The sequence below is a fragment of the Bradyrhizobium sp. USDA 4354 genome, assembly GCF_054060315.1.
In genome coordinates this window covers 4,786,385-4,808,746 of record NZ_JBSSDC010000001.1, presented here as the reverse complement: position 1 = coordinate 4,808,746, position 22,362 = coordinate 4,786,385, and the positions used below count along the sequence as shown (strand labels likewise).

23 protein-coding genes are annotated in these 22,362 nt (G+C 65.0%); 14 read left to right on the top strand and 9 right to left on the bottom strand.

Annotated elements, in window-relative coordinates:
* Positions 1–85: 85 nt before the first annotated feature.
* Positions 86–322 carry a hypothetical protein gene (locus ACVIIV_RS22145; protein WP_456746044.1) on the top strand — a complete coding sequence of 79 codons (237 nt, stop codon included), beginning with the start codon at positions 86–88 and terminating at the stop codon, positions 320–322.
* A 46-nt stretch (positions 323–368) separates the two neighbouring features.
* Here the strand turns inward: ACVIIV_RS22145 and ACVIIV_RS22140 are convergent, their stop codons facing one another.
* Complete coding sequence (locus ACVIIV_RS22140; protein ID WP_456746043.1) at positions 369–1,733, bottom strand: MFS transporter; 1,365 nt, start codon at positions 1,731–1,733, stop codon at positions 369–371.
* Positions 1,734–1,881: 148 nt separating this feature from the next.
* Positions 1,882–2,649 (bottom strand): GntR family transcriptional regulator, encoded by a 768-nt coding sequence (locus ACVIIV_RS22135; protein ID WP_456746042.1) that lies wholly within the window; start codon positions 2,647–2,649, stop codon positions 1,882–1,884.
* A gap of 190 nt (positions 2,650–2,839) precedes the next feature.
* Between ACVIIV_RS22135 and ACVIIV_RS22130 the strand changes: the two genes are divergently transcribed.
* From ACVIIV_RS22130 to ACVIIV_RS22120, 3 genes are read left to right on the top strand one after another with little or no spacing between them, the layout of a single operon-like run.
* Positions 2,840–4,039 carry a mandelate racemase/muconate lactonizing enzyme family protein gene (locus ACVIIV_RS22130; protein WP_456746041.1) on the top strand — a complete coding sequence of 400 codons (1,200 nt, stop codon included), beginning with the start codon at positions 2,840–2,842 and terminating at the stop codon, positions 4,037–4,039.
* Positions 4,040–4,051: 12 nt separating this feature from the next.
* Positions 4,052–4,819 (top strand): glucose 1-dehydrogenase, encoded by a 768-nt coding sequence (locus ACVIIV_RS22125; RefSeq protein WP_456746040.1) that lies wholly within the window; start codon positions 4,052–4,054, stop codon positions 4,817–4,819.
* Between the two features lie 23 nt (positions 4,820–4,842).
* Positions 4,843–5,874 (top strand): L-idonate 5-dehydrogenase, encoded by a 1,032-nt coding sequence (locus ACVIIV_RS22120; protein ID WP_456746039.1) that lies wholly within the window; start codon positions 4,843–4,845, stop codon positions 5,872–5,874.
* Here the strand turns inward: ACVIIV_RS22120 and ACVIIV_RS22115 are convergent.
* On the bottom strand, positions 5,864–6,748 hold the full coding sequence (locus ACVIIV_RS22115) for a DUF2380 domain-containing protein (protein ID WP_456746038.1): 885 nt from the start codon (positions 6,746–6,748) through the stop codon (positions 5,864–5,866). The two genes, ACVIIV_RS22120 and ACVIIV_RS22115, sit on opposite strands and share 11 nt — an antisense overlap.
* 187 nt (positions 6,749–6,935) lie before the next feature.
* Here ACVIIV_RS22115 and ACVIIV_RS22110 point away from each other — a divergent pair, with 187 nt between their 5' ends.
* Both ACVIIV_RS22110 and ACVIIV_RS22105 read left to right on the top strand, forming a co-directional pair.
* Positions 6,936–8,318: a histidine kinase gene (locus tag ACVIIV_RS22110; protein ID WP_456746037.1), complete on the top strand. Its 1,383-nt coding sequence runs from the start codon at positions 6,936–6,938 to the stop codon at positions 8,316–8,318.
* On the top strand, positions 8,315–8,977 hold the full coding sequence (locus ACVIIV_RS22105) for a response regulator (RefSeq protein WP_456746036.1): 663 nt from the start codon (positions 8,315–8,317) through the stop codon (positions 8,975–8,977). The genes ACVIIV_RS22110 and ACVIIV_RS22105 overlap by 4 nt, the downstream gene beginning before the upstream one ends.
* 17 nt (positions 8,978–8,994) lie before the next feature.
* Here the strand turns inward: ACVIIV_RS22105 and ACVIIV_RS22100 are convergent, their stop codons facing one another.
* On the bottom strand, positions 8,995–9,978 hold the full coding sequence (locus ACVIIV_RS22100) for a VOC family protein (protein WP_456746035.1): 984 nt from the start codon (positions 9,976–9,978) through the stop codon (positions 8,995–8,997).
* A 147-nt stretch (positions 9,979–10,125) separates the two neighbouring features.
* On the opposite strand from ACVIIV_RS22100, the gene ACVIIV_RS22095 reads away from it, so the two are divergent.
* Positions 10,126–10,917, top strand: a complete 792-nt coding sequence (locus ACVIIV_RS22095; RefSeq protein ID WP_456746034.1) for a DNA-binding transcriptional regulator — start codon at positions 10,126–10,128, stop codon at positions 10,915–10,917.
* Between the two features lie 437 nt (positions 10,918–11,354).
* Here the strand turns inward: ACVIIV_RS22095 and ACVIIV_RS22090 are convergent, their stop codons facing one another.
* A complete protein-coding gene (locus ACVIIV_RS22090; protein WP_456746033.1) occupies positions 11,355–11,954 on the bottom strand; it encodes a TetR/AcrR family transcriptional regulator in 600 nt (199 codons plus the stop codon).
* A gap of 239 nt (positions 11,955–12,193) precedes the next feature.
* Here ACVIIV_RS22090 and mhpA point away from each other — a divergent pair, with 239 nt between their 5' ends.
* From mhpA to ACVIIV_RS22075, 3 genes are read left to right on the top strand one after another with little or no spacing between them, the layout of a single operon-like run.
* On the top strand, positions 12,194–13,702 hold the full coding sequence (mhpA, locus tag ACVIIV_RS22085) for a bifunctional 3-(3-hydroxy-phenyl)propionate/3-hydroxycinnamic acid hydroxylase MhpA (RefSeq protein ID WP_456746032.1): 1,509 nt from the start codon (positions 12,194–12,196) through the stop codon (positions 13,700–13,702).
* Positions 13,703–13,724: 22 nt separating this feature from the next.
* On the top strand, positions 13,725–14,576 hold the full coding sequence (locus tag ACVIIV_RS22080; RefSeq protein ID WP_456746031.1) for a fumarylacetoacetate hydrolase family protein: 852 nt from the start codon (positions 13,725–13,727) through the stop codon (positions 14,574–14,576).
* A gap of 37 nt (positions 14,577–14,613) precedes the next feature.
* Positions 14,614–15,825: an ABC transporter substrate-binding protein gene (locus tag ACVIIV_RS22075; protein WP_456746030.1), complete on the top strand. Its 1,212-nt coding sequence runs from the start codon at positions 14,614–14,616 to the stop codon at positions 15,823–15,825.
* A gap of 64 nt (positions 15,826–15,889) precedes the next feature.
* Here ACVIIV_RS22075 and ACVIIV_RS22070 read toward each other — a convergent pair whose 3' ends face one another.
* Positions 15,890–16,726, bottom strand: a complete 837-nt coding sequence (locus ACVIIV_RS22070) for a hypothetical protein (protein ID WP_456746029.1) — start codon at positions 16,724–16,726, stop codon at positions 15,890–15,892.
* A 213-nt stretch (positions 16,727–16,939) separates the two neighbouring features.
* On the opposite strand from ACVIIV_RS22070, the gene ACVIIV_RS22065 reads away from it, so the two are divergent.
* Both ACVIIV_RS22065 and ACVIIV_RS22060 read left to right on the top strand, forming a co-directional pair.
* Complete coding sequence (locus tag ACVIIV_RS22065) at positions 16,940–17,824, top strand: IclR family transcriptional regulator (RefSeq protein WP_456746028.1); 885 nt, start codon at positions 16,940–16,942, stop codon at positions 17,822–17,824.
* 36 nt (positions 17,825–17,860) lie between these two features.
* Positions 17,861–18,835, top strand: coding sequence for a Bug family tripartite tricarboxylate transporter substrate binding protein (locus ACVIIV_RS22060; protein WP_456746027.1), 975 nt, complete (start codon positions 17,861–17,863; stop codon positions 18,833–18,835).
* 145 nt (positions 18,836–18,980) lie between these two features.
* On the opposite strand, the gene ACVIIV_RS22055 is transcribed toward ACVIIV_RS22060, so the two are convergent.
* Positions 18,981–19,247 (bottom strand): hypothetical protein, encoded by a 267-nt coding sequence (locus tag ACVIIV_RS22055; protein WP_456746026.1) that lies wholly within the window; start codon positions 19,245–19,247, stop codon positions 18,981–18,983.
* Positions 19,248–19,619: 372 nt separating this feature from the next.
* Between ACVIIV_RS22055 and ACVIIV_RS22050 the strand changes: the two genes are divergently transcribed.
* Entirely contained in the window at positions 19,620–20,063 is a 444-nt protein-coding gene (locus tag ACVIIV_RS22050; protein WP_456746025.1) for a hypothetical protein, read from the top strand.
* A gap of 70 nt (positions 20,064–20,133) precedes the next feature.
* Here the strand turns inward: ACVIIV_RS22050 and ACVIIV_RS22045 are convergent, their stop codons facing one another.
* Both ACVIIV_RS22045 and ACVIIV_RS22040 read right to left on the bottom strand, forming a co-directional pair.
* On the bottom strand, positions 20,134–20,625 hold the full coding sequence (locus ACVIIV_RS22045) for an SRPBCC family protein (protein WP_456746024.1): 492 nt from the start codon (positions 20,623–20,625) through the stop codon (positions 20,134–20,136).
* The gene (locus tag ACVIIV_RS22040) at positions 20,625–21,014 is read right to left on the bottom strand and encodes an ArsR/SmtB family transcription factor (RefSeq protein WP_456746023.1); all 390 of its coding nucleotides are present in this window, start codon (positions 21,012–21,014) and stop codon (positions 20,625–20,627) included. The genes ACVIIV_RS22045 and ACVIIV_RS22040 overlap by 1 nt, the downstream gene beginning before the upstream one ends.
* Before the next feature lie 286 nt (positions 21,015–21,300).
* Between ACVIIV_RS22040 and ACVIIV_RS22035 the strand changes: the two genes are divergently transcribed.
* Entirely contained in the window at positions 21,301–22,356 is a 1,056-nt protein-coding gene (locus tag ACVIIV_RS22035; protein WP_456746022.1) for a serine hydrolase, read from the top strand.
* Positions 22,357–22,362: the final 6 nt, after the last annotated feature.

Below are 22,362 nucleotides of genomic sequence, written 5' to 3'. Positions count from 1 at the left end.
GCGGTGCATCAATGCCGGCGGTGCGACCGCGGCTAGAGTTCACTTGTCGCGTGCTTCAGATAGGCCGCGGCAAGGAAGGGTCATCATGCAGATTCAATCAAAGGCGCTGCCGCGGAGCTTCTCTCTGCGTCGCGCAATTCAGGGCTTCATTGCGCCGAACGAGAGCCGGGCCGAGACGTCACATCCCCTGCTCGTCTACTCCGCTGCGGCCCTGCTCACCCTGTTTGCCATCGTACAGATCGACCTGCACACGGCCCAGCTTCAGGGCATCGGTCTGCTCGGCCATGGCACCGGGATCGATCCCGTCTTCCTGAGCCCGTAGCGGGAGATGCCCGATCGCGGCCCCAAGGCCGCGACCGGGCAATTTGTCAGTCGTTCTCGTAGCCGTAGACTTCCGGCAGAATGAAGATCGCAGCGAGCAATCCGATCAGCGGGAAGATCGCGACGAACAGTGTGGCGTTGGCCTGCCCGATCGCCGCGAACAGCGAGGGGAACAGGAAGATCGCCAGGAACGACGGCAGCTTCACGAACATGTAGGCGAAGCCGCTGGCCGTGCCGCGATATTTCGGCTTGGCCACCATGGTCGGGATCGTCATGCAGTTCGAGGCGTCCCAGTAATGGCCCCACAGCATCGCGGCGGCCGCGAACGGCAGCAGCATCTTGTTGTCGGTGTAGAGCGCGAAGGCCGCCACCAGGAGCGAAGCCAGCACGATGCCGAAGCCGGCGATCGCGATGCCGCGATGGCCGATCTTCGGCGTCAGCAGCGGACCGACCCAGCCCGACAGAGCGGCGAAGCAGAACAGTCCCATCGTCACGAGGTTGTTGCCGAGCACACTGGACACGCCGACCATCACGAACAGCACCGGCAGGTAGAACGCGAAGGTCGAGAACTCGCTGCCTTGCGCGAAGCAGGCGATCCAGCCGTACAGTGTGGCGCGCCAGCGGATCGGATCCTTCTTGAGGTCGGCGAGGAACGCGCGGGTCGAGACCTTCGGCACCTCGACGTCCCGATCCGGCAGCATGTCGAGATTGTCGTTGAACATCTCGCGCGCGACCTGCTTGGCTTCGCGATAGCGGCCCTTCTGCACCAGCCAGACCGCCGTCTCCGGCACGTCGTGGCGCATGATCAGGATGATCAGCGCCGGCACCGCGCCGAGACCGAGCGTCACGCGCCACAGCATCTCGTGGTTCATGTCGGTCAGGAGGAAGATCACGATGACGCCGATGGTGAGGACTTCGCCGACGGCGAACATGAACTGCCAGCGGTTGCCCATGACCTCGCGCTCGCCCTTGGCCATGGATTCCATGATGTAGGTGTAACCAGTCGAGATATCCGAGCCGAGCGGGATGCCGAGCAGGAAGCGGATCACGACGAGCCATCCGACGCTGGGCACGAAGGCCTGCGCCAGCGCCAGCACGATGAACAGCACCATCGTCACCAGGAACATCACGCGGCGGCCGATCTTGTCGGACAGCCAGCCGCCGAGCAGTGCGCCGATCAGGGCGCCGCCTTGCGTGCCGGCCGCGGCCAGGCCGAGCATCAGCGGATCGGGATTGTACTGCTCCTTGATGAAGATCAGCACGAAGGCGATCGAATAGAGGTCCCACGCCTCGACCAGGATCGAGGCCATCATCAGCCAGCCGACCTTGTTGCCCTTGGGGCTGTAGTTCGTGATGAGGTAGCGGACCGCGGCTTCGCTCGCGGTCGGTTGTGGCATGGCCATCACTGTCATTCTTCTTCCTTTCTTCAGAACTCTCTAAACCGCGATGAGATCAGGATGACTCGTCATCGCGCTTTAGCTTATTGTTTTGAGCATGATCTCTTCGGAAAACCAGCTTCACACTTTGCGCTAACGCGGCCCTTCGGGTCCGGATCATGCTCTACGCGCCGAGCAGCGGCTCGATGCTGCAATCGAGCAGGCGCGGATCGATCCCGGCCTCCATGCCGGTGAACATCTCGCCCATGTAGTCGATCAATGCATCGCTGGCCTTCACGGCGTCCTCGACGCGGCGGTTGGCGACGGCATTGAGAATGGCGAGATGATGATCGATCGTGCCTGATAGATCCGCCTGCCCCGGCATGAAGCGGTGGTGGATGTAGCCGATGCGGCGATACAGCGTGTGCAGCGGCCGCAGCGTGTGCACCAGGAACGGCTCGCCCGCCGCCTCCAGCACCAGCGCATCGATGCGACGGTCGAGGCTGTTGAATTCGTCGAGGGTCAGGCTGGCGCGGCGCTCGCGCAGCAGACGCTCGATGTGCAGCGCCTGGTTGCGATGCGACAGGCTGGCGCGATCGGCCGCGAGACGGATCACGAAGCGCTCCATGTCGCGGCGCAGGTCCAGCAGCATGCGCTCGCGCGCAAGATCGATCGGGGCGATGTGCAGGCCGTGACGGGGCCGGATGATGATGAGCGTGTCGGCGGAGAGACGATTGACGGCGTGATGCACCGGCGTGCGGCCGAAACCGGTGATTTGCTGCAGTTCCAGCATGGTCATGAACTGGCCAGGCTTGAGCTCGCAATGCACCAGCAGCTCTTCGATCCTCTGATAGGCCAATTCAAAGAAGTTGAGACGGTTGCTCCGGGAGGGCCTGCCTCCGCCGTCGTCGTTGTTTCTCACCACCTCGAGCGCGCGCTTGCGCCGTGCCATGTCGTCCTCCCGTCAACCCGCGTTCTGGTGCAGGTGCGCCTTGGCAGGTGGCGCCTTGTTGGTGATGTCCTTAAAACATGTTGTGATATATTACAAGCGGGCGTATGACTGCCGCCTGTCCGGCCGGCAATTGCGGCGCAGAAATGACAAACAATGCGGGCGCTATGAGCCCGACGGGAGGATTGTTGCCGTGAAGATCACGTCGATCGAGACCCTGCGTACCGAGGAATTCTCGAACGTCATCTGGGTGCGCATCCACACCGACACGGGTGTAATCGGGCTTGGCGAAACATTCTACGGCGCCGGTGCGGTCGAGGCTCAGATCCACGACACCTTTGCCGGCCGCCTGCTCGGCCGCAATCCCCTGCACATCGAGGCGATCCATCGCGACATGCTGAATCTGCCGATGGCGCAGTCGTCCACCGGTGTCGAGTATCGCGCGGCCTCCGCCATCGACATCGCGCTGTGGGATTTGTTCGGCAAGGTCTGCGGCCAGCCGGTGCATCAGATGCTCGGCGGTCTTTGCCGCGACAAGCAGCGCATCTACAACACCTGCGCCGGCACGCAATATGTCCGCTCGACCAATATCAGCCCGGTCGCGAACTGGAATCTCGGCGCGTCCAAAGGGCCTTACGAGGATCTCGACGGCTTCATGAACCACGCCGATGCGCTCGCCGAGAGCCTTTTGGAGAGTGGCATCTCCGCCATGAAGATCTGGCCGTTCGATCCGGCGGCACAGGAGAACAAGGGCCTGTACATCACCGCGGCGCAGATGAAGCAGGCGATCGAGCCGTTCGAGAAGATCCGGAAAGCCGTCGGCGATAAGATGGAGATCATGGTCGAGCTCCACTCGCTGTGGAATCTGCCGACCGCCAAGCAGATCGCGCGCGCGCTCGAGCCCTACAAGCCGACCTGGTACGAGGACCCGATCCGGATGAACTCACCGCAGGCGCTCGCCGAATATGCGCGCTCGACCGACGTCTGGGTCTGCGCCAGCGAGACGCTGGGCTCGCGCTTCCCCTACAAGGACATGCTCGATCGCGACGCCATGCATGTGGTGATGGCGGATCTGTGCTGGACCGGCGGCCTCACCGAGGGCCGCAAGATCGCGGCGATGGCCGAGACCTATCACCGGCCGTTCGCGCCGCACGACTGCATCGGTCCGATCGGCTTCATCGCCGCCATCCACATGTCGTTCAGCCAGCCCAACACGCTGATCCAGGAATCGGTGCGCGCCTTCTACAAGGGCTGGTACAATGAGCTCGTCACCACGATGCCTGTTATCAAGGACGGCTATGTGTTCCCGATGGAAGGCGCCGGCCTTGGCGTCGATCTCCTGCCCGCTGTCTTCGAACGTACCGATCTCACCGTGCGCCGTTCCAACGTCTGAGGATTCCTCGATATGAGCACTTCCCTCTTCGACCTTTCCGGCCGCACCGCGCTCGTGACCGGCTCCTCGCGCGGCCTCGGCCGCGCCATTGCCGAGGGCATGGCCAAGGCCGGTGCGAAGATCATCATCAACGGCGTCGATCCCAAGCGTGTCGAGCAGGCCGTCGCCGAGTTTCGCAGCGCCGGGCATCAGGCCGAAGGCGCCGCCTTCAACGTCACCGACGAGCCCGCGATCGTCGCGGCCTTCGAACGTTTCGATCGCGAAGGACTGGCGGTCGATATCGTCGTCAACAATGCCGGCGTCCAGCACCGCAAGCCGCTGGTCGAGTTCACCACCGACGAATGGCGCAAGGTGATCGAGACCAACCTCACCAGCGCCTTCGTGATCGGCCGCGAGGCGGCCAAGCGCATGATCCCGCGCAAGCGCGGCAAGATCATCAATATCGGCTCGCTCGGCAGCGAGCTCGCGCGCCCCACCATCGCGCCCTACACGGCGGCCAAGGGCGGCATCAAGAACCTGACCCGCTCGATGGCGGTGGAATGGGCCCAGCACGGCATCCAGACCAATGCGATCGGCCCCGGCTACATGCTGACCGATATGAACGAGGCGCTGGTCAACAACACCGATTTCAACAATTGGCTGATGGGCCGCATTCCGTCCAAGCGCTGGGGCAAGCCGGATGAGCTGGTGGGCGCTGCGATCTTCCTCGCCTCGGACGCCTCCACTTATGTCAACGGCCAGATCATCTATGTCGATGGCGGCATGATCGCGGCGATGTAGTCGCGAAATCTAGGGAGCAAGCCATGCGCGCCGTCGTCATTCACGCCCCCAAGGACCTGCGGATCGACGTCTATCCGGACTCGGCGCCGGGCGCGGGCGAGGTCCGCGTCAAGATCGCCAATGGCGGCATCTGCGGCTCGGACCTGCACTACTACCATCACGGCGGCTTCGGCGTGGTGCGCATCCAGCAGCCGATGGCGCTGGGCCATGAGATCGCCGGCGTAGTCGCTGATGTCGGTGACGGCGTCACCAGCGTCAAGCCGGGCACGCGCGTCGCGGTCAATCCGAGCAAGCCGTGCGGGGCCTGCCTGCATTGCCAGGAAGGCATGCGCAACCAGTGCCTCGACATGCGCTTCCTCGGCAGCGCGATGCGTTTTCCCCATGTGCAGGGCGGTTTTCGCGAATTCATCACGGTCGATGCGACCCAGGCGGTGCCGATCGCGGACAAGCTCTCGCTGGCGGAGGCCGCGGTCGCCGAGCCGCTCGCTGTGTGCCTGCACGCCGGCAAGCAGGCCGGTCCCCTGCTGGGCAAGCGCGTGCTGATCACCGGCTGTGGCCCGATCGGCGCGCTGATGATCCTGGTCGCGCGCTTCGGCGGCGCCGCCGAGATCGTGGTGACCGATGTCGCGGACGCACCGCTCGCGGTCGCGAAAAAGCTCGGCGCCAGCCATGCCATCAACGTCGCAACCAACGCCGCCGCGCTCGATCCGTGGCGCGCCGGCAAGGGCGTGTTCGACACGCTGTTCGAAGCCTCGGGCAACCAGGCCGCGCTCCGCACCGCGCTCGACGTGCTCAGGCCCGGCGCCACGCTCGTGCAGCTCGGCCTCGGCGGCGAGATGACGCTGCCGATCAATTCGATCGTCGCCAAGGAATTGCAGCTGCGCGGCACTTTCCGCTTCGATCCCGAGTTCGAGCTGGCGGTGCGGCTGATGGGCGAAGGCCTGATCGACGTCAAGCCGCTGATCACGGCCACCATGCCGTTCGAGAGCGCGGTCGCCGCCTTCGAGCTCGCCAGCGACCGATCGCAGTCGATGAAGGTGCAGCTTACTTTCTAGCAGCGTCGGTGGCCTGCTGGCTGTCGATCAGCCGGTCGCTGACCAGCCGCACCGCCCCGCGCTTCCAGGAATAGTCTGCGCCCATGCGCAGGCCGCTGTCGCCGCGCGCCAGCACCGCGCCGGTCCTGGCATCGCGCAGCTGGAAGCCGAGCGTGTATTCGGTACGGCTGACCCGGCGCACCACGCCGATCATGGATTGATCCGCGCCGAGCCCTTGCGCAATCGTCGCCTCGCAGCCGCCGCAGTCGCGCAAGGCGCGCGCCTTCGCTGCCTCGCCGCTGACATCGACGATCCGGTAGCGACCTGATTTTCCGAGCGCCTCGCGCACACTGCCGGTGACCTCGGCGAGGTACGACGCATCCGACGTCGCTGATGCACCCGCTCCGGCGGCGGTCGTGTCCTCGAGCTCGAAATCGAACACCGCAAGCGCAATCGGCGCCGGCACGCCCAGCGCGGCCATGACCTCGCGGGACACGAAGACCTCGGCGCGCTCCCAGGATTCATCGTTGTCGCCGCGGAAGCTGTAGAGCTTGTCCATCACAAGCCTTTTGGCGCCGACGTCGATCACGGCGACCTTGGCCCATTGCACCAGCGTGCTCGTCTTCTGAATGCCGCCGATCACCTTGAACGCCGCTCCGTCCTGGGCGGACGACACCAGCCGATAACGCTGGTCCGCTCCGATGTCCCGTCGAAGCGCGGCCATGAACGCTGCCAGCCGCCGCTCGTGGGCGGCGGTCTGGTTGGTCGGCTCGGCCGAGGTGTCGGTATAGCTGAAATCGTCCATGGCAACGCCGATGGCGGCCTGCGCAGCGACGGGCGAGCAAGAGAGGACGGAGAGGAGACAGGCAGAGAGAACCAGCCGGCAGCGGTGCATGAACGGGCCTCGTGGATGGAACGCAAATCTGGACGGGCCGCCTCAGGCCGCGCAGCTGTGGTTGTCCCGACGAACGCCGGGAAAATTTCACGACGTTGCACTGCGGTAAGGCGGGAACGCTTCCCGCCGCTGGCGTTCTGCCGTTTAATGTGGGTGCGACAAACCCGTTCGCACCAGGTGCCCGCCGATGTGGAATCGCCCGAGGTTCGATCTCAAGGTCCGTCTGACGCTGCGCGTGGCCGCGATATCGGCCGCCTGCTTCGCCGCGATCTCCGCCTATTTCCTCGTGACCGCCGACCGCGCCGCGCATGCGCGCATCGACGGTATCGCCGCCATCGTGGCGAAGACACTGGAGCTGCAACAGGGCAAGGTCCAGTGGGTGGCGAGCCCCCGCTCGGACTTTCCGAACCTCGACCCGGTTTCGGCTCATGTGATGACGCCGGGCCTGTGTCTTGGATTCCGGAGCGCGAGCGGCGACATGCTGCAGCGTTTCTGTAGTGGCGCACCTGCCCCGGCGAGCCCGCCGCCGCAAGCCTTCGCCGCCTTCTATCGCAGCCTGTTCGACCCGGGCCGCGAGGCGGCGCGGCCCGTGATCGTGCGCGGAACCAAGCTCGGCGAGACCGTGGTCTCGGTCGATCCGGCCGTGCAGACGGCGGAGGCCTGGCACGAGGCCGGGCGCCTGATGATCGCGCTTGCGATCGCGCTGCCGCTGCTCTGCGCGCTGGTCTATGCCGCACTGGCCCGTGCCCTGCGCCCCACCGGCATGATCGGCAGCGGCCTCGAGCGCATCGCCGCCGGCGACCTCACGACGCGACTGCCGCCGTTCGACCTCGCCGAGCTCTCCGCTATCCGCGACGTCTTCAACCATCTCGCCGAAAGCCTCGACACCGCGCTTGCCGAACGCAACGAGCTGACGCGAAAACTGATCGCGCTCCAGGACGAGGAGCGCCGCCATCTCGCGCGCGAGCTGCACGACGAGTTCGGCCAGTCGCTCGCCGCGATCCGCGCGCTGGCCGCGTCCGCCCGCCAGACCGCGGCGCAGGACTGTCCCGGCTTGCTTGCAGAGTGCGACAGCATTGCCCGCACCGCGACCGGCATGATGGAGACGCTGCGCGGTGCGCTGTTCCGGTTGCGGCCGCCCGATGTCGACGAGCTCGGCCTTGTCGCCAGTCTCGAAGGCCTGGTGTCGGGGTGGAACGGCCGCAGCCGCGGCCAGCCCCGCTTCGATATCCGGTTCGACGGTGCGTTCGAGAGCGTGCCTGCCTCCGTCAGCGCCAATCTCTACCGCATCGTGCAGGAGGCGCTCACCAACGCGGCCAAGCACGCCGGTGCCACGAGCGTCAGCCTGCACCTGACGATGGCCGAAAGCGAGATCGCGCTCGCGATCGAGGACGATGGCCGGCCGAGCGAGGCTGCCGTCAAATCTGGCATGGGCCTGCTCGGCATGCGCGAGCGCGTCGCCGCGCTCCGCGGCCGGCTGAGCTTTGAGACCGGCCCTAACGGCTCGACGCTGCGCGTGTTCATTCCGCTTGCGGCCGCCGATCGGCAGGCGCTGGAGCACGCCGCATGAGCGCGGCTGACGCCACCATCCTGCTCGTCGACGACCATTCCGTCGTCCGCGAGGGCTATCGCTCCGTGCTCCAGAAGCAGCCGGGCTTGCGCGTCATCGCCGAGGCCGCCGACGGGGCGGAGGCCTATCGCCTGTACAAATCCGAGACGCCTGATCTCGTCATCATGGACCTCAGCTTGCCCGGCATCGGCGGCATCGAGGCCGTCAGGCGGATCAGGCAGTGGGACAAGGCGGCACGAATCCTCGTCTTCACCATGCACGAGAACGCCGGCTTTGCCGTGCAGGCGATCCGCGCCGGTGCGAGAGGTTACGTCACCAAGACCAGTCCGCCCGAGACGCTGGTGCGCGCGGTCAAGGACGTGCTCGCCGGCAAGATCGCCATCAGCCCCGATATCGACCACGAGCTTGCACTCAGCCGTATCAGTGGCGAGAGCTCGGCCGCCGACGTGCTGACACCGCGCGAGTTCGAGGTGCTGCGGCTGCTGCTCGCCGAGAACACGACGGAGGAGATCGCCGAGACGCTGCATGTCAGCCCAAAGACGGTGGCGAACCTGCATTCCCTGATCAAGGACAAGCTCGGCGTCGGCTCCGACATCGAGCTGGTCCGCCTCGCGCTGCGCCAGGGATTGTTGACGGAGCCCGATCTGGGCGAGGCCTGACTGCCACCTGCGGGAGATCATTCGCGCGCGATCACCGAGTCCAGCCACGCGCAGTTCAGCGGCGGCACTCGCGGATCAGCGACGCGGACGCCGCGCGCAGCCGCATCCATGCGCATGTCGCGCAGACGCTTGCGCTGCTCTTCCGGCATGTTGAGCCGCTCGTGGCCCCAGAGCGACGGGCCATCAAAGGTCTCGTGCGGCTGCCAGGTATGGGGATCGATGATGCGCCCGCCCCAGCCATATTCGATGAAGAATCCGGACGGCGTGTTCACGTAGAACGACGTCATGTGATCGTTGGTATGCCGGCCCAGTGTATAGACGACGCGGCCATCTTCGAGCTGCGCGAGGTCGTAGCCCTGCCCTACATCGTCTAGGCTGCCGAGCTCGACCATGAAGTGATGCATCGCCTTCCGCCCCGAGCCGACCATCGCAAAGGAGTGGTGGCGGCCATTGACGTGGAAGAAATAGAGCCCGTAAGGCTTCAGCCCAAAATCGGAGACGTGAAAGCCGAGCACGTCGCGATAGAACGGCAACAGCGGCTCGACATCCTCCACATTGAGCACGACGTGCCCCATGCCGAGCGCCCCGGTGCGGAAGCCCGAGATCGGGCGGCCCGGCCTGAACGGCTCGCTCGCAAGCTCCGGCTTGCAAAAAGCTTCCAGCCGGTTGCCGGCGGGATCGGCAAACGCGATCAGCTCGGCGACATGCCGCTCGTCAGCGAGCGCGCGCGAGCCCCGGACCACCTTGACGCCATGGTTCTCCAGCCGCCCGGCCAACCGATCCAGATCCGCGGTCGAGGGGACTTCCCAGCCCATCACCGCGAGCCCGACGTCGCTGCTGCCGTCGACGATCAGGCGCTGCTTGCGGTCGTCCATGCGGAAGGCGCGCATCTTGCCGCCGCGATCGACCTGCTGCATGCCGAGCAGCCCGGTCGCCATCTGGCCCCATTCGTCGAGCTGCGACGAGTTGATCCCGATATAGCCGAGCGCGGTGATTTCCATCGATGTTCTCCGAAAGGCATCGCACCCGCGGCATTGCGGCGAACTTGATACCGGCCGCGCACGATCCTACGGTAATGCCCCGCGATCGCTTCGCGTTCGCAAAGACGATAATCGCGCAGCCGTACGCTACAAGGGAGGAAATACGAAGTGTCCAAGGAGCGGACGCGGAACGGACAGCCACGGCAGTCGGAGGGCGTCCGCGCCTTCAAGCGCGGGCTGGACGTGCTGCAGGAGGTCAACCGCTCCGGCGGCATCCGCGCCGGCGATGTCGCGCGCGCGCTCGACCTGCCCCGCCCGACCGTCTACCGCCTGCTCGAGACGCTGGAGGAACTCGGCTATGTCGCCCGTAGTGCCAGCGACGATCGTTTTCGTGTGACCCGGCTCGCCCTGAGCCTTGGCGATGGCTACGACCCCGGCGTGGTGATCTGCCAAGCGGCCGCGCCCCATCTCGCCGAACTCAGCAAGACCCTGGTCTGGCCGGTCGATCTCTCGACTTACGAGAACGCTGCGATGGTGGTGCAGGAAACCACGCATTCGCGCAGCCCGCTCTCGATCGACCGCGGCATGATCGGCAAGCGCCTGCCGATGCTGCGGACGTCCGCGGGCCGCGCCTATCTGGCCGCCTGCCCGGCGCGCGAGCGCGACCTCATAATCAGCCATCTCCGCCGGATCGACGAGGCTGACGACCGCCCCTTCCTCGATCAAAGCTACCTCGATCAGATGATTGCCGAGACGCAGTCACGCGGCTACGCGATCCGCAGCGAAGGCGAATACAATCCCAAGACCGCCTCGATCGCCGTGCCAATCATCCGCGATGAAATTGTGTTCGGCTGCATCTCGATCATCTGGATACGGTCGGCGCTTTCACGCGACGAAGCTGTCGCGGGTTTCGTCGCACCGCTGCGCGCAACGGCAGCCGCCATCTCGATCGAGTCCTGAAGCGCGATGAGATTTGGATGAATCGTCATCGCGCTTGAGGTTTGTTGCTTACGCATGATCTTTCCGGAAAGCCGCTTCGCACTTTGCGCTAACGCGGCCCTTCGGGTCCGGATCATGCTTTAGGGCGCTCTGGACCCGGCACGCCGTTGTGAATTCAAGGACTGGGAGGACGCATCAAAGACGGCGCGGCATTGTGGGCTGAGCTGATCTCTCTGAGCGGCCATGCAGCTCCTGATCTGGTCCCGGTCGGGAACATAGGCGGCGCAAAGCCTGAGAGCGTCTCCCATGCAGGCTTGCCGCTGGTCAGCCTCGCTCGGGCCGGACTGGGCCAGGGCCGGCGTGATCGTTGCGCTCAGCAAAGCAAGAACAAGACGAAATTGCATAGGGGTACTCACTCTCGGGTTGGCGTTTGGCAAGGCCGGCGATGTCGTCCAGCGTCATGGTGGAAGGTGAAGAAACGTCGCGATAGTCGTCTCGACGAGCAGATCGCGAGAAGTTTCCGAGTCGATCTCGGGGGCAATTCGATTCAGCAGCATCGGAAAGGCCGGCGGCTGATTCAGCGCAGCGTTGAGAAGCGCAAAAAACAGCGCGGGATGGCGACTGCGAATGATGCCTGCTTCAATACCGGCGGAGAAAAGCTCACGAACCGTCGCGTAGGCCGGAAGCAGAAGTCGATCCGATACCAGCACGGCCCGCTCCGGCACTTCGGTGGCATGCCGGACGACGAAATCCCTGACGTCCGGATGCGCAGCATAGAAGGCGGCGATCTCGGAGATCACGCCGCAAAGCCGTTCACTCAGCGGGCGCGTGGAATCGCAAGCAATCTCCTGGACGCCGGCCATGGCCGGAAGCCCAATCGCGACGACACGATCCAGGCAAGCCTCCCAGAGCGCAGCCTTGTTGCCGAAATGAACGCGAACAAGATTGGCGCTGACGTTGGCAGCCGCAGCGACGCTGCGCAGATCGGCGCCGTCGAAACCGTGGCAGGCAAACGCATGCGTGGCCGCCGCCAACAGCGCCTGGCGGCCATCCGGCATGCCCTTGCTCCGGCGCCCTCGCGGGCGCGACGGCACAGCGGTCTTCCTTCTGGCTTTCGCCATGTTCACCTGCATATATGTTCAAATGTACATATACGCATTCGTGCGCTCATTGCAAGAGCTAACCATGGGGATGTTTGCCAGCCGAGACGTCCGCGCCCGAAGCCATCTGTCCGCTGGACGGACACTCGGCGCGGCGGCGTTGAAGCGGCGGGCCGCCTGAGCACAAAGATGGCCCCATGCAAGATAACTCCGCCATTTCGGACTTCGATGTCGTGATTGTCGGCCGCGGCCCGGTGGGCGCCACGCTCGCCAACCTGCTCGGCCTCTGCGGCGTGCGAACGCTGGTGCTGGAGCGCGAGGCGCGGACCTATCATCTGCCGCGCGCGGTGCATTTCGACGACGAATGCATGCGCGTGTTCCAGACCGTCGGCCTTGCCGATGCGATCCTACCGCATGTCATCCTCAGCCCCGGCATGCTCTTCCTCGACGCCAACGGCAAAATGTTGCTGGATTGGTCCCGCCCGCAGACGCTGACGCCGATGGGCTGGCATCTCAGCTATCGCTTCCACCAGCCCGATCTGGAGGACGTGTTGATCGCCGGGCTCGCCCGCTGGCCACACGTCAGCTTGCGCAACCGCTGCGATGTCTTCGCGCTGGACCAGGATGAGCACGGCGTGCGCGTCCGCTATGAGGATCTCTCCAACGGCAAGCTCAACGAGGTCCGCGCCGGCTATGTGATCGGCTGCGACGGCGCACGCTCTCTCGTTCGCCGATTCATCGGCTCCGGCATGGACGATCTCGGCTTTCACGAGCGCTGGCTGGTGATCGACGCCGTTCTCAAGCGCGCGCGCGACGACCTCGGCGACTACAGCCTCCAGCATTGCGACCCGAGGCGGCCGGCGACCTATGTACGCGGCACCGGCACGCGACGGCGCTGGGAGATCACGGTTCTTCCGGACGAAGATTCGAACGAGGTCGCACAGCCGGCAAAGGTCTGGGAGTTGCTGTCGCGCTGGGTTACGCCCGAAGATGCCGAGCTCGAGCGGGCTGCGGTCTACACCTTTCATTCCGTCATCGCGCAGCAATGGCGGAACGGACGGCTCCTGCTTGCCGGAGACAGCGCGCACCAGACCCCGCCATTCCTCGGCCAAGGCATGTGCGCCGGCATCCGCGATGCTGCCAACCTCGCCTGGAAGCTCGCCAGCGCCATCCGGGGCAAGGCGAGCGCCGATCTCCTCGACACCTATCAGAGCGAACGGCTGCCGCATGTGCGCGAGTTCATCGAGCTCGCCATTCGCCTCGGCGGTGTCATCAACACCAAGGCGACCGAAGCCGGCCTGGCCGCCGGCCAGGCGCGCGAAAATGCGCCGGTCAAGCTCGAGGTGAAAAAGCCCCTGCTCGGGCCCGGGCTCGCGCTCGGCGACCAGCCCCTTACCGGACATGTTGCCCCGCAGTTCATGCTGAACGACGGCAGCCGCGGCGACGACCGGATCGGTTACAGCCACGTGCTCCTCGTCGAGAGCAGGGCCCCCCTCTCATCCTGTCACGCGCTGGCGCAGGCAGGGATCAAGATCCTGACCAGCGATGATGCCGAAGGCATCGGACCCTGGCTACGCGAGCACGGCATCATCGCCGCGCTCGTTCGTCCCGACCGCTACGTCCGCGGCACCGCCCTCAACGAGACCGAGCTCGACCGGCTCATCGCCGCCATCACGCCTCCAACCCACGTGCCGTCCGCGGCCTGACCGAACATCTCAAGGATATCTCATGAAGCTTGTCTCTTTTGTCGCCGACGACCGCGCCTCCTTCGGAGCCGTCAAGGACGATGGCGTTGTGGATCTCGGCACGCGCATGGCGCCCTGCACCACGCTGCGGCAGCTGCTCGAAGCTGATCGCCTGCAAGAGGCGGCAAAGCTGGTCGCGTCCACGGCGCCCGATCGTCGGCTCGACGAGATCAGCTTCGCGCCCGTCATCCCCGATCCCAGCAAAATCATCTGCGTCGGCCTCAACTATCGCGACCACGTCGCCGAGACGGGCCGCACCGTCACGGAGAAGCCGGCACTGTTCGTCCGCTTTCCCTGCAGCCAGGTCGGCCATCTCCAGCCCATCGTGAAGCCGAAGGTGAGCGACGATTTCGACTACGAAGGTGAACTCGCGCTCGTCATCGGCAAGGAAGGCCGCCACATCCCGGCCGGCCGCGCGCTCGACCATATCGCCGGCTACTCCTGCTACAACGAAGGCAGCATCCGCGACTGGCAGCGTCACACCAGCCAGTTCCTCTCCGGCAAGACCTTTGCGAGCAGCGGTAGTTTTGGTCCGTGGCTGGTGACGACGGACGAGATTCCCGATCCGTCGAAGCTCACCTTGCAGACGCGGCTCAACGGCACCGTCGTGCAGAACACGACGACGGATCTCCTGATCACCGCCATTCCCGAGCTGATCGCCTATATCTCGACGATCTGCCCGCTCGTCCCCGGCGACGTCATCGTGACAGGGACGCCGGGCGGCGTCGGCGCCAAGCGCACGCCGCCTCTGTGGATGCGACCCGGCGACACCGTCGAGGTCGAGATCTCCGGCATCGGAATTTTGCGCAACAAGGTTGTCGCCGAGCCGGCCTGATCGCTCACACCAATCAACGATAACATCAGGAAACGCCATGAATCCCTTCCGCACGTCATCCACCGCCATGCTGCTGACCGCGCTGGCGCTCGTAGGCTCCGCCGCGCGCGCCGAGATCAAGGGCGACGCCATCCGCATCGGCGTCCTCACCGACATGAACGGCGTGTTCGCGACCGCCATGGGCCCCGGCTCGGTCGAGGCGGCGCGAATGGCGGCGGAGGAATTTGGCGGCAAGATCAATGGCAAACCAATCGAGATTTTGCAGGCCGATCACCAGAACAAGCCGGATCTGGCCGCTTCTCTCGCGCGAAAATGGTTCAGCGACGGCGTGCAGGCGATCGCAGACGGCGGCAGCTCAGGCGCCGCCCTCGCCGTGCAGGAACTGGTGCGCGGCAACGGAAAAATCTTCCTCGTCTCCGGCGCCGGCGCCAACCAGCTCACCGACGAGGCCTGCGCCCCAACCAGCGTGCAATGGACCCAGGACGCCTATTCCACCGCGACCGCCGTCGTCTCCGGCATCATGCAGACCAGCAAGGAGCCGTGGTTCTTCATCACCGGCGACTATGCTTTCGGCCATTCGATCGAGGCGACCGCGCGCGATCGCATCGCCGCCCTCGGCGGCAAGGTCGCCGGCAGCGTCAAGGCCCAGCTCGGCACGCCCGATTACTCATCGTTCCTGCTCCAGGCGCAGTCCTCGGGCGCAAAGATCCTGGCGATCAACGTTGCCGGCGACAACGCCACCGCGATCAAGCAGGCGGAGGAATTCGGGCTCGCCGATCAGGGCATGAAGATCGTGCCGATGTCGTTCCAGAACGTCGACATCGAGGCGGTCGGGCTGAAGGCAACGCGTGGCGATCTCATCGTCACCTCGTTCTTCGAGGACGTCTCGCCGGCCGCCCGAAAATTCTCCGATACATTCTATGCGCGCCGCAAGGCGATGCCGTCGCAGATCCAGGCCGGTGTCTACTCCGCCGTGCGCCATTATCTGCAAGCCGTGAAGGACACCGCTTCCGACGACAGCGCCACCGTGATGGCGAAGATGAAGGCGACACCGGTCTCGGATGCCTACACACCCAACGGCCGCATCCGCGAGGACCAGCGCATGGTGCACGATCTCTATCTGGTGCAGGTCAAGACGCCAGAGGAGTCCAAAGGCCCTTGGGACTTCGTCAAGCTGGTCGCGACGATCCCGCCCGACCAGGCCTTCCGCCCGCTCGATCGCAGCAAGTGCAGCCTGGTCGGCAAGTAAAGCGTTTCAAGCGAAGTGAATACCGGTTCGCGTCAAGAAAACGCGTCAAACAAGAATCTGACCGTCAGGCCAGATAACGCGCCAGATAGCCTTCCATCGCGTAGAGTGCGCAGAGCGCGAGGCTCGACCAGACGGCCGCGCTGAAATACAGGAACATCCAGGTCAGCTCGCCCCTCCAATGCGCGACGTCGTGGGTCACCACCCAGCGCGTCGCGACATCATGCAGGCCTTCGAGCAGGCCGAGGAATTTGTTGCCCTCTTCATGCCCTGCCCGCCAGCGGCTGAGATACATCGGCACGTCGACGGTGACGAGGAAGGCGAGGAAGCAGGCAATGCCGACGATGCCTGACATCAGCGCCCAGCGCACCACGCCCTGGAATTCCGGCATCAGGCGGCACAGCGCGATGCCGGCGAGGAAGAAGGTCACCGCCCACAGCGAGTTCTCGATCGCGTTGTAGAGATAATTGGTGGTCACGACCGCGTACCAGGAGAAGCACTCGGCGATGATGATCACCGGAACGATCACCCACGCGATGTTCACCGCCGTCTCGGCGCCGGTCATGGTGCCGAGCTGATGCAGGATGATCGCCCATTGCGCGGCGAAGCAGACCTCGGCCACGGTCGCAACCGAGCGTCCGACGAAGACGCTGGAGAGCCAGGTGTCGAACAGGCAGATGCGCTGCACGTCGGCGCGCGGCAGCACCGAACGGAAGGCGCAGCCGAACACATAGCCGGCGCACAGCAGCAACATCAGCCCGATGTCCGAGCCGCCACTGAGGCTGCCAGTCGGATAGAACTCGCGATAGAGCATGAACCAGACCAGAATATTGGCGCTGCTCACGAGCGTGAGGGATCCCCACCACCACGCGAGGGGATTTGACCGCGCCTGCCACTGCAACATGAACCGCTCCGCAGAAATTATCGATCTGACATGTCGTCGTAATAATCTTGTCACAGAACGGCATGCAATCACGACAAAAATCTGTCTCCGCGGTCGTTCCGGGGCTGCCCTCAGCGGAAACGCCGCCGCGCAACGCGTCCACATATCGGACAATTTCAACGCTTTTTGTCGAATTTATTGGACATTTGAATTGCCTCCGTCTGATATTTGGAAATGGCTCCGAGTGTCTCATCCAAACCGCGACATCCGCTCTCCTCCGCCGCAGCAGTGCTGGCGGATAGCACCGACGACGCCGCTTTCGCCACGACACTGGCGAAAGGGCTCGTCGTGCTCGAGGCCTTCAAGGCTGGGAGCACGCTGCTGGGCAACATGGAGCTGTCGACGTTGACCGGCATCCCGCGGCCGACGGTGGCGAGGCTGACCCATACGCTGGCCGAGCTCGGCTACCTCCGCTACGACGCCGAGCGGGCGAAGTACCGCGTCGGTGCGCGGGCATTGCGGATGGCACATCCTCTGCTCGCCGGAATGCAATTCCGCCAAGTGGCGCGGCCCATGATGCAGGAGCTGGCGCACAGCGTCCGCGGCACGGTGTCGATCGGCCTGCTCGACGCCATCTCGATGATCTATGTCGAGACCGCGCGCTCCGGCGATGTCGGCCCGCACGTGCCCGACATCGGCATGCCCATTCCCGTCGTGATGACCGCCATGGGCCGCGCCGCGGCGGCGACCTTGCCGCCGGCCGATGCAGACCGGCTGGAACGGAATATCGCAGCCGAAGACGCCGGGCTGTGGTCAGCGGTCCGCGACAAATACCGCGCCGGGATCGCGCAATGCAAAAGCCGTGGCTTCTGCACCTGCTGGGGCGAGTACATGGCCTCGATCCATGCCGTCGCCGCGCCGCTGTTTCATGCGAGCGAATCGAAGCAGTCGTTCTCGATCAATTGCGGCATCCCCGCCTTCCGGCTTCAGCCAGGGCAGCTCGAGAGCGAGATCGGTCCGCGCATCGCGGCGCTCGCCGACAGCATCCGCGCCATCGTCGGGCAGGCCGGGCCGGCAGCCGAGATGCGTCAGCAAAACAAGAAGGGCGCCAGGACATGAACAAACGAGCTGGCGCTCCACGTCCGGGGAGCCATTATGACCATCACACGCCGAACATTGCTGGGCGCCCTCGCCGCCGGCCTCTCGGCCCCGCCATTTTCCGCACGCGCTGAGGACGTCTGGCCGTCGCGCCTGGTGCGGCTGATCTCGCCTTACGGGCCCGGCGGCTCCAACGACATCTCGCTACGCCTGCTCGCCGAAGAGTTCGGCCGCAGCCTGCGTCAGCAGTTCATCGTCGAGAACAAGCCGGGTGCCGGCACGCGCATCGCCAACGACATGGTCGCCCATGCGCCGGGCGACGGCTACACGATCCTGTACGTCGCGGCCCCCTACGCCACCGCCGAGGCGCTGTTCGGCAAGCTGACCTATGACCGCAAGGATCTGCAGCCGGTCGCGATGGCCGTGATCGCGCCGTTGTTCCTCATCATCAGTGCCGACGCGCCGTTCAAGACGCTGCCCGAGTTGATCGCCTACGGCACATCGAAGCCGGATGGGTTGACCTTCGCCTCTCCCGGCGCCGGCTCGCAGCCGCACCTGGCCGGAGAGCTTCTGTTCCGCGATGCCGGCGTCAAGGGGCTGAACATCCCGTTCCGGGGCGATGCGGCCTCCTACACCGAGCTGCTCGCCGGACGCGTCGATGCCACGCTGACCGCGCTGCCGACCGCCCTGCCCTACATCCAGAGCGGCAAGTTCACCGTGCTCGGCGTCGCCTCTGCCGCGCGCAGCGCGCTCTACCCGCAGGCGCCGACGCTGCGCGAGCAGGGCTTTCCCAACGTGGCTGCCGCCGGCTGGTACGGCTTCATGGCGCCGTCCACCACGCCGCGCGCGATCGTCGACAAGCTCCAGGCCGAGGTGCTGCGCGCGCTCGCCGACCCCGGAATCAAGGACAAGCTGACGGCCCAGGGCCTCGAAGTGCGAGCCGGCACCGCGGCCGAATTTAGCCAGTTCATCGATGCCGAGACGCAGAAGTGGACCAAGCTGATCCGCGAAGCCGGCCTCAAGGGCGAATAGCGAGCGGGAGGGACCAGACAGCAAAGGCACTTTTCTCAAACGCGCCGCAGCGCAGGCGCAGAAGACATGCGATGCTGGCGCGTCCGACACCGCGATCACGATCGGTCAGACCGTGCCGGTCGGCGAAAGGCACGCTGATTCGCGCTCAATGCCTTCCGACACGACGGCCGCCACTGCGGATGAAGTCGTCGCTTTCATCGATATGGTGCTGATACTCGGAGATGGCGCGGTTGGCCATGCGGATCCGGTTCGTCTGCCCCTCCTCGACCATCATGGTGATACGCTGCGCCAGGAACACGCAGGCCTCGAATTCGTCGCGGATGGCGCCCGTACGCACGAGAAAGTCCCAGGCGATCTCGTAAGCCTGCTCCGCGGCGGGATTGCGGTAGTCGGTGAAAATGAAGTGCGTCATCACTGCCAAAGCCGGAGGGCCACGAACGTTCCTACCGCTCGAGCGCGCCACTGGATCGGGAGCATGAAAAACCACCGGCCGCCGTAGCGCGCCGGTGGTTCGATATCGGTGAGGAACGCGAGGAACTACGCTGCCTTTCGCTGATGCGTCAGGTACTCCATGGTCACCTCCATGGTACGCGATGCAAGGTCCAGAGATGCGCGGTGCTCCCGATGCCCTGGCTGAGCGGTTTGATGACGTTGTCGTGCCTCTCCATCGACGCGCGTAGGAACGCTTGGCGTCATGCGTGATTGGTCCGTCCGAAGCCTCAAAGGAGAAGCCACATGCGCAAGACGATTAAGACGATTCTGACAATCTTCACAGCCGCGACACTTGCTGCCGCTTCGGGCGGCGGAGCATTCGCGCAAGGTGCGGGCGGCGGCGCAGGCGGCGGAGCCGGTGGTGGTGCAGGCGCAGGCGCAGGTGCAGGCACAGGTGGAGGTGCAGCTGGAGGCGCGGGTGCAGGTGGTGCGGGCGCCGCGGGAGCCGGAACCGGCGGATCCGCGGGTGATGGTGGCGGAACTTCGGGGGCTGGCGGCGGTGGCGGCCCCGGCCATGTTGAGCGCGGCGGACAAGGCGCTTCCAGCCCTCCGGGCATGCGCAACGAGACCACTCCGCCGTCTAGCGGCAACGTTCCTCGGCGCTAGCCGGACGATCGGAATCGATCAGGTTGCATCGAACGTCGATCACGACCAAGTACCACGCGTGAATGCGGTCCGGCGAATCCTCTTCGCCGGAGCCGCATCTTTTCTCAAGCTGCTGAAGGATGACTCTTAGAGCGCGTTCAAGTGGTCATCCGTCGTTCGGGGATGAGGCGAAGCGTCGATCCCCAAACGATCAGCTTGTCTCATCCCTTCATCCCCGCCACATACGCCGCCAGCTTGTCCAGCGTCTGGTAGCCATATTCGACCGCGCCGAAGCCGATCATGCCATCGCGCTGCTCGGTGCTCGAGGCCAGCTGGCGCATCATTAGCACGGTCTTGCCGTTGCTCTGCTCGGCAAAGGTGACGGTGAAGCGGAACATGCCGGGATCGTCATCCTGGTCGAGGCCGTGATCCATCTCCATCAGCGACGGCCGCTCGATGCGGCGGAAGCGCATCCGGTTCGGATAGACTGTGCCGTCGGGACCGATCATGTTGAAGCGCCAGACGCCGCCGACGCGAACATCGATCTCGAAGGTCTCCAACTTGAATCCCTTCGGGCCGAACCATTGCGGCAGATGCTTCGGGTCGGACCAGGCCTCGAACACCAGATCGCGCGGCGCGTCGATCACGCGCGACATCACGATCTCGCGGTCGAGCGACCATTGCGACAGAGCGGGATTGGCAGAATTCGTCATCACTCAGAACCTTTCCGTTTGATTGTTCGCGACGGCCGCTTGGCGCCCGCCCTCTCCTTCTCTTTCTTGAGCTTCATCACATAGGCCTCGAACCGATCGAGCCGCGCCTCCCAGATCGCGCGCAGCTGCTGGAACCAATCCTCCGCGCCGACAAGCGCATCCGGGCTGAGACGACAGGTGCGCACACGGCCGGATTTCTCCGACAAAACGAGCCCGCTCGTCTCCAGCGCGTGGATGTGCTTCATGAAGCTCGGCAGCGCCATGTCGAAGGGGTCGGCGAGCTCGCCGACCGACGCCTCGCCCGCGCAGAGCCGCATCACGATCGCCCGCCGTGTGGGGTCGGCGAGCGCTGCGAAAATCTGGTCGAGGCGGGTTTGTTGGTTAGCCATGAAGCTAACTATATCGCGAGACGGCGCCGTGTCAACAATTGTTAGCTTACGAGCTAAGTAATTTGATCGCAGGCCGCGCAGCGGAACCTGCAACGCGCAATTGTGAATTGGGACCCGGGACATTTCCCGCTAAAGAGCGGACTTGGGGCGCATCATCGTTCGTCGGGAATGCGTGCGGTCTATTGTCACTCCACCATATCTCAGCCGGCGGGCTCTCGCCCGGGCTGCGCTCGTTCCACTCGCGATCGCGCTGGGCCGGCCGCATCGTGCCTCGGCGGATTCCGACATGATCGCGCAGATGCGCGATATCGTCGCGAACGAGTTGGCGCCGACCGCGACGCCGGACCATGCAGGCGGGCTCGCCGCCGCGCTCTATGCCGGCCGCCACGTCGATTTCTTCACCTATGGTTTTGCCGATGATGTCACCAGACGGAAGGTGACGCCGGACACGCTGTTCAACCTTGCGTCGTTGCGGAAGCCTTTCGAGGCTACGCTTGTGGCGCTTGGTGCGCTACGCGGCGAGTTGCGGTTCGGCGATCGTCTGGCGAAATACCTTCCGGAGCTCAACGGCGACTACATCCGCCGCGTCACCGTCGGCGAGCTGGTCACGCACAGCTCGGGACTATTGCTGCCGACAGACCATCCGCCATGGCCGAACGAGCAGTACAATCGCGAGCAGTTCATCGCGATGCTGAACGCCTTCGCGCCGGCCCCCGGCGTCGCGCCCGGCCGACAGCGCGTCTACACCCATGCCGGCTACGTGCTGCTTCAGCTCGTGCTCGAGCGCCGCTACGGCATGCCGATCACGACCCTGTTCGAACAACGCATCCTTGGGCCGCTCGGCATGACCGCGACCTGCGTCCCCGAGCGCGGTGAAGACAGTCGCGCCATCATGGACGCGGCCCGGATGCAGCGCTCCGTCCAGGGCTATTCGGATCAGGGCATGGCGATCGGCCCGATCGGCGACCAGCAGAGCTATTTCGACTTTCCCGGCACCGGGCAGATGTTTTCCTCGGCGCGTGACCTCGCGACGTTCGTAGCGGCCTGCGTCGACGGCCGAGCGATCGATCCGCATCTGGGCGAAGCACTGCGGCTGACGCAGCGTCAGGCCTTCCGCGTCGACGACAGGTTCGGACAGGGCATGGCCTGGGAGACCGTGCATCTGCCAGGCGTCACCGTCGTCGACAAGCCTGGCGGCCTCAACAATGCCTCCGGCTATATCGGCCTCGTGCCGGCGCGGCGGATCGGCATCGTCCTGCTCGCCAATCGCGGCGAATATCCGCACGAGATTGCGCGCTACAAGATCCTGCCCGCGCTGGCGCAGCTCGTCTCATCGCATTGACGCGCG